Source organism: Agriterribacter sp., from assembly GCF_035444585.1.
Taxonomy (GTDB): domain Bacteria; phylum Bacteroidota; class Bacteroidia; order Chitinophagales; family Chitinophagaceae; genus Agriterribacter.
This window is the reverse complement of sequence record NZ_DAOMOZ010000224.1, coordinates 1-7466: the sequence shown is the minus strand read 5'-3', so window position 1 is coordinate 7466 and position 7466 is coordinate 1. Positions and strand designations below refer to the sequence as shown.

At 45.4% G+C, this 7466-nt stretch carries 4 protein-coding genes; all 4 read right to left on the bottom strand.

Going from position 1 to position 7466, the window contains the following annotated elements; translation table 11 throughout:
- Nucleotides 1-220: 220 nt before the first annotated feature.
- The 4 genes from PLH26_RS18275 to PLH26_RS18260 all read right to left on the bottom strand — a co-directional run bounded on the left by PLH26_RS18275 (nucleotide 221) and on the right by PLH26_RS18260 (nucleotide 7279).
- Nucleotides 221-1048 carry a hypothetical protein gene (locus PLH26_RS18275; RefSeq protein WP_324587472.1) on the bottom strand — a complete coding sequence of 276 codons (828 nt, stop codon included), beginning with the start codon at nucleotides 1046-1048 and terminating at the stop codon, nucleotides 221-223.
- 319 nt (nucleotides 1049-1367) lie between these two features.
- Nucleotides 1368-1712, bottom strand: a complete 345-nt coding sequence (locus tag PLH26_RS18270) for a T9SS type A sorting domain-containing protein (protein WP_324587471.1) — start codon at nucleotides 1710-1712, stop codon at nucleotides 1368-1370.
- A gap of 178 nt (nucleotides 1713-1890) precedes the next feature.
- Nucleotides 1891-2946, bottom strand: coding sequence for a PorP/SprF family type IX secretion system membrane protein (locus PLH26_RS18265; protein WP_502876409.1), 1056 nt, complete (start codon nucleotides 2944-2946; stop codon nucleotides 1891-1893).
- A 4-nt stretch (nucleotides 2947-2950) separates the two neighbouring features.
- Entirely contained in the window at nucleotides 2951-7279 is a 4329-nt protein-coding gene (locus PLH26_RS18260; protein WP_324587470.1) for a PKD domain-containing protein, read from the bottom strand.
- Nucleotides 7280-7466 lie beyond the last annotated feature (187 nt).

Below are 7466 nucleotides of genomic sequence, written 5' to 3'. Positions count from 1 at the left end.
TACGACAGTTTTTGGTACTGTTTGTCTTGGTTCGAATCCAGGTCGGGCAACCAAAAGAACGAGCCGGTTTCATCACCGGCTTTCCTTTTTTACAGGACCTGTCAGGTCTGCAATTGCCTGGTTTGAAAAAAGACGGGTGATGATTTTGAAGCGGACACAGGATCATAAAGCCGCGGGTGTGTACCCCGCGGCTTTATATCATTTTCACTTGTGCAATTTTTTATTTGGCGGTGAGAACAAAGGTATTGGCTACTATCTTTTCGTACCCGGTGACGACATCATTGTCATATACCGGTTCCATAAAGATCTCCTGCACCTTTAACCTGGTACTGCTCAACTCCAGTATTTTGAAATAATGATTATTATTTTCATCGTCCCCACCTGCAAAATAGGGCACAACGGCATCAGGCTCTTCGGGATGCCACCTCCAGTTAAAAAACTCCGCGTAATCCGGGTATTGCTGCACAAAGCTTCCGGCACCCGAAATGATCATATAAAAATCGCCATCTATCTCGTTTTCCTCATAAAAAGCAGCACCATCTTCTTCAGTGGTTAATTTCCAGGTATTCAGTAACACTTTTTTATTTTCATCCACCTCTATATTCTTCCTCTTTGCTGCTTTCACAGCCATGGGTATATCATAATACGTGAATGAAAAGCTTAAAGAATCACCATATACCCTCACATCTGTCAGCGGTCCCAGTCCGTCAATGTTAAAAGTAACGCTGTCGGAAACAGAGATCCTGTGAACAATACTGTAATAATAATTAAAGGTTATGATGCAGGTACTATCACCGAAAAACTCTGCAGATGTGACCGTACCTATATCCTGCTTTTCCTGGTTTTTAAAAGAAGGAGACGATGGATTGGCCTTCCTCCCGGCAAAATGAACATCAACATCCCATCTGCCCTGTACCATCTCAAACAACGTTGGCTCCGGCGGAGGAGGGGGAGGAGGAGATCCGGGATGGTCGTCCTTCTTACAGGAAAAAAATAAAACCAGGGACAAAAATGTGAACAGACACCAAAGATTAAAACGGTTTCTCATCAGAATTAAGGGTTTAGTTAAAAAGAAGAAAAATGAAAATTCACATCTCAAACGAAACATTTTCCAAAGAATTGCAACGCCGTTCTTTTTTTCGTGTATGCTATACAGTGAGTTAGCATAAACACCTACCCTGCACTACTGGTATTTTGCAAATTGAGGTTTCCGGGCGTCTGCTATACCCAAACCAATAACCGCACATTGCGCATTATCTTTTATGAATGACAGGGTAGCAAAAGGAGTGTGACGGGGGGAAATTAAATATCTTTGTTTTGAATGAGGGGAATAGTATGTTGCTGCAGTCGTTAAGCGAATGCTATGCTTATTTAGATACCTGGAACTTACCCGATTCGATTATCTTCCCATTTCTGTCGCGCAATTGAAAAATGTATACGCCACGGGTAAAATCGGAAAGGTTTACCTGGTTGGTGAGGCTTATGTTGGCGAGCTCAAAAACTTTTTTGCCTAAAAAATTATAGATCCGCAGGCTATAAGACTTATCGTAGCCCCTTTGAAAATCGAAATTGATGAAAGTGGTGGCCGGATTGGGGTAGAATTTTAAGATCTTTACAACAGGTTCTTTAGCAGCAACAGCATACCTCTCCTGGCCCAGGCCGGAAAAATGCAATACTATCCCTGTTAAAAATATAAGTGTAAATCTCTTCACTCTATAAAATTAGGATTTTATCTCAAAAGATAACGCAAAATTTGTCTTTTACAGTATGGAAGAAAAATTGAAAAATGGTAATTTGATATAATGTGAGAATTTGAAAATTTGAGAATGTGGAAATGTGATTTGTAGGCGCTGAAGCGGCAGACTGTAGTTGGCCTGTCTGTGTGAAAGATCAAAACCTGGGGCAACGCAGTATATCTTTGGTGCTGCCACTGCTGTTCAAAAAGCCAATATAGCTGAGTGCGATCTCAAATCCTCCTCTCCCCTGGCTTGATGTGCGCAATTGCGAGATGTTCATATCATAGCTGAACGCCACCGAAAAAGGATGATAGTCTAATTTTACCATGGGAATGATCGCATCTTCCCACCTTAAATACCCTCCCATGTGCACAATATAGTCCGGCGCTTCCGTATCACCTATTTTTCTTGAATACATTGCCCCTCCTATCAGTTCTTTAAAGGGTCCCTGCACACTCATATCGGCATTAAAAGTGATGTATGATAAATCGCCCATGGTAGTTCTTAAGCCTCCGGAAACTACCCATTTGGGCAAATGTTGTAATTTTTGATAAAACGAATTTGCGGGCTTATTAAAATGATGATAGGCGAACCCCACAAAGAAATTATTCTCTTTTCTATCTCCCAGCGATGAATTGTAGCTCATGCCTACCCCGGCGTCAAAATAAGAATAATTGGATGCAAAAGTTTCCCCGTCGGGTAAGGACCCGTTATATCCGAAACCATCTACATACTGGTTATTGGTGGTTACTTTGGAACGGTCGAGGCGCCGTGACACCAATCCGCCCATAAATCCAATAGAAAGATACCTGTTCTTATCGGCATTCATGGATTTGTGGTAATTCACTGCCGGCAACAGGTGAGTGGTATTGAGCGCAACTGAACCCGCTTTATCCCACAATATCTGCAATCCGGCGGTCATAAAATCATCTCCGCGGCCAACGGCAAACTTATATTCTCCGTTGAGTGAACCCGTTTGATAAGGCGTGGTTACGCTTCCCCACTGGTTACGGTATACCAGTTGTGCTCTTACATCTCCTTCAAAAAGTCCGGCAAGTGCAGGATTCCGTACCAGCGGCGCTTCGTAAAATTGCGAGAAATGCAGATCCTGCGCTTTTGCAACAACTGAAAGCAATACAAAAAAGATTACAAAGCATTGTCTTCGGAGCGTACAAAAAAACAGATAATATGTATTTCCTATAATGAACATAGGCTTATCTTATTAATGTTACATTTCCTTTCATGGGTATGATCTGCGCATTTTCGCACACAAATTCTATCATGTATACATATACGTCGGGTGGCACAGGCCGACTGCCTGCTTTTCCATCCCACCCTTTTGTGGGATCATTTGCTGAAAAATTTCGCCGGTCGAAAACCAGCTGACCCCAGCGGTTATAAATTTTCATGGATTGTACGCTTGCCAGTCCTTTACCCCGGGGATAAAACACCTCGTTCATGCCATCGCCATTGGGCGAAAATGTATTGGGCACAAAGTAATTCTCTGCCTTGCAAACCACTTCCACCATTATATCGGCATTGCTTGTACATGTATTGCTGTCTGTTACCTGCACATTATAGGTAGTGGTGAGCGAGGGTTTGGCTATCGGAGTTGGGCAGGTGGTACAGCTCAATCCCCCCGGCGGCGTCCACGTATAGCTGGTGATGCCGCTGCTATAGCTTACCGGCAGCACTATTTCACCTCCAACCGGTATTACCACGTTTTGCGGTGTAATAACGGGTAGTGGAGCTACTGTTAAAGCATGGGTTGCCATATCACTGCAACCAAAATTATTGGCAACTGCAAGTGTTATGTTATAGTTCCCCGGAGCATCATAACTGATCGTATTGTTCCTTTCGGTTGAAGATCTTCCGTCGCCAAAGCTCCAGCTCCATTGTATGGCAGTATCCGGCGGCTGGGCAAGCGTGCCGTTAAAGGCGATCGCCCGGCTTATGCAGGTAATATCCTCAACTCCAATTACCGGGTTAGGTGTGCGGTATACCCGCACCGTGTCGGTAAATGTGCTTACACAACCACTTTCCGTGGTGGTATTAAGTGTAACAACGTGTATGCCCGGCTGTGGGAAAATATAGGCAGGGGGATTCTTCTCTGTTGATGTTGGCGTACCATCAAAATCCCAAAGCTGCGATACCACAGGATCCCCGGTCCTGGCTATGGAATAATTGGTAATAAAAACAGTTCCCGAATCGCAAAACTCTTTTTCATCAATATTGAACACCGGGATAGCACCATTTATAACGATCGGCGTAGGTCCATTTACCGTTACCCTGCAATCCTGCGAATCAACCAGTAATATACTGGGGCGGTAGGGATTGGGATAGTCATAAAGATGGTTCAATACAGTTTGACCGGAGGAATCAACAGCGCCGTCACCAAAATTAAACTGGTACCAGGTGCCTGGTGGTGTGGTGAAATTAAAATCCACCGGTAGCTCATTACATGCGAAAGAAGGAACGTTATAGTCAAACCTGGTGTAAGCCACAGGATCATATACATTTACCTGGCCTACTGCAGAATCTATACATCCCCCATAGCCTGTAACATACAGCTTTACCTCGTAATTTCCATATAGGTCATAAAAATGCCTGGGTTCGTCGAGCGTTGAATTGGTGCTGTCGCCGAAATCCCAGTAAAAGGATTCATAATTCTGTGACCGGTTAAAGAATTTGGCCTCCAGCAACTGGCAGGTAGATGAAGTATCGGTTGCTTCAAAAGCTGCAACAGGTGTTTTTACATCTACATATTCTGATCTTGTTAAAGAATCGCTGCAGCCCAGGTTATCGGTTACTACCAGTTTCACGCTGTATTTTCCATCGGCATATACATTAGAGGGATTCTGCTCTGTTGACGTTTGCCCGTCGCCAAAATCCCAGCGATAGGTGAGTCCCACACCACGGGAAGAATCATTGAATGCCAGGGGCAAACCCGGACAGAACAATGTTTGCGCAGCGCCAAAATGAGCTTTGGGAGCAGATACTTTTATGGGATCTGCAAGAGCGAATGCATCGGTACAGCCATCCATATCTTTTACAGTGAGTTGCACCATATACGTGCCGGTATCGGCATACTGATGTGTAAACGGCGGCGCTGAAAAAATTTGTGTTGTGCCATCGCCGAAATCCCATAGCCATTCGGCAATAGAAGTGCCGGCGGGAGTGGATTGATCGGTAAAATCAACCGCATCGCTTCCGCAGCTTGCCGTGGCAGAAGATGTGAATTGGGCTGTGGGTCCTTTAACCTGCAGCGGCTTCGATACTTCGGTGAGCACACAATCGTTTTTGTCTGTTAACCGCAACGTAAGGGTATGGTCACCCGCCACCGCAAACAGTGTATCGAAAGCCGGTTCGTTCCCAACCATTTCTCCGTCCATCAACCAGGCAAATTCCTTTACCTGCGAAGTATCTTCCAGTGCAGTAAAAAGAAGCTGACCGTTCTTACACAAAGGATCAGAAGGCAATGTAAAATCTGTATTTAAGGCAGAGATATCTATTTCCCGTACGTACACCCCGAAACAATCGCCATTGGTAACCTTAAGCGTTACGTTGTATTTGCCATTGGAGGGATAAACATGCACCGGCGGGTTTTCATCTGTGGATGTTGATCCGTCTCCAAAATCCCAGGCATATGTAATGTCACCAAACAAAGAGTCAACAATTGAACTGTTGGTAAACGTTACCGATAAACGGTTGGAGCAATCCACATCAAAAGCAAAATTGGCCACAGGCGGATCCTTGCGGAACAGATCCGCTTTGGTTATTGGAGTACCGGGACAGCCATTATTAAGCGGGGTTAATTTTACCGCGAAGGTTCCCGTATCCCTGTACAAATGAACCGGGTTTTGTTCCGTTGATGTTTCGCCGTCATCAAAATCCCAGAGCCATTCATTGGCGTCTGTTGCCGTTCCATAAAATTTTACACTATCCGATACACAATCGCCGGTATTATCAACCTTAAAATCTGCACCCGAAGGAGGCGTTCCAACCCGCACGGTATGGGTAGCGGTAACTGTGCAGCCGCCAAGCGTAGTTACAGTAACTTTCATAGGGAAAACGCCCGTACTGTTGTATGTATGTGCGGGTGTTTCACTGTTGCTGACAGGAGATCCGTCTCCAAAGTCCCATGACCAGGAAGCGATATCATCAATCGTTCTGATTTCAGTAACCGGATGGATGGTTAAACCCACGCACCCGGCATCTTCATCAGTAATAATTTTAACCGTTGTAGGTATAACGCGAACAAACCTGCGCTTGGTAACGGTATTGCCGCAACCGTTGGCGGTGGTTACCGTAAGCGTAACATCATAAGACGCAACATTGGTATAGGTGTGGGGTGGATTTTGTTCTGTGGAACTGCTGCCATCCCCAAAATCCCATAACCAGCTTACAGCGCCGGCTGTATTGTTTTGGAACTGCACTTCAAGCGGGGTGCCGCAGCCCAGGTTATTGTCAGCAGTGAAATCAACTGCCGCTTTAGGCGTTATTTCGATCGTTTTGCTGACAGAGTCGCTGCAATTCGGGTAATTGTGGATGAGTTTCACCGTATAGTTTCCCGCGGCGTCATAGGTTTTAACCGGGTTGATCTCTGTAGATTGCGTGCCATCGCCGAAGTCCCACAACAACGATGAAGCGCCGGCAGCGGAAGTATTTTCAAAATTAACGGCCTCAACCAGGCAACTTTCCTTGGGACTGTTGAAGCCCGCCGCATAGGTAGTAACCGTAACCGTTCTTTCAACCGTATCCTTACAACCGTAATTGCTTTGGGTGATCAGTTTTACCTGGTAGTCGCCATCGGTGGTAAAGGCGGCAACAGGATTGGCCGAATCGGCGGTGCTGCCATTCCCGAAATCCCAGGCATAGGTAAGCCTGCCCGGGCCACTCGATTCATTGGTAAAAGATACATTAAACGGCGGTTTACATTCGGGAGAGGGCGCATTTACAAAATCGGCAACAATACCCGATACCATGCGGATATACCTTGACCTGCTTACCCGGCGGGTACAGCCATTGCTGCTGGTTACCGTGAGCGCCACATTGTAATACCCCGTTTCGGTGTAGACATGCTGCGGGTTTTGCTGGGTGGAGGTTCCCCCGTCGCCAAAATCCCATGACCACTCGCTGATCGTTCCCACCGTTGTGGAAGCAGTACCGGTGAATTGGATAGATGCCGGTAAGCAGGCGGTGGTGATATCTGCCGATAATGAAGCAGTAGGCGAAGGATATACGGTAATGTATTCTGTTTTGGTTACGGCGTTGGCGCCGCTTTGATTGCGAACCACCAGTGTAACGGTATAGGTTCCCGGTTGCGAATAAGTGGCAGACGGGTTTTGAACATTGGACAGCTGGTTGTTGCCCAGGTCCCAGTCCCAATACTTGGGATCGCCGGAAGATAAATCTTTAAAATTAACGCGGAGCGGGGCACAACCCGACAACACAGAACCTTCAAAATTAGCTACAGGAGTTTGTGCATTCGCGGTTAGAGCAAGCAACAGTATTAATATGCTATTGAATATTCCTTTTTTCAAGCCGCAATAAATTTATACAGGGTCAGATTTGTGATCATCAATACCGTTTGCATGCCACAAGAGGGGCCAAAACTATCGTATTTTTTAATATAGTTCAGCCACTATACAGGATAGTTTCCAGGGAATAAATATAAAAGATTGAACGTTGTGGTTATATACGTTGATCTACAGGGAAAAGTTGGGATTT

Excerpts from the sequence above, each read along its gene's own strand:
- PLH26_RS18275 (WP_324587472.1), bottom strand. The coding sequence starts at position 1,048 with ATGAGAAACCGTTTTAATCTTTGGTGTCTGTTCACATTTTTGTCCCTG.
- PLH26_RS18265 (WP_502876409.1), bottom strand. The coding sequence starts at position 2,946 with ATGTTCATTATAGGAAATACATATTATCTGTTTTTTTGTACGCTCCGA.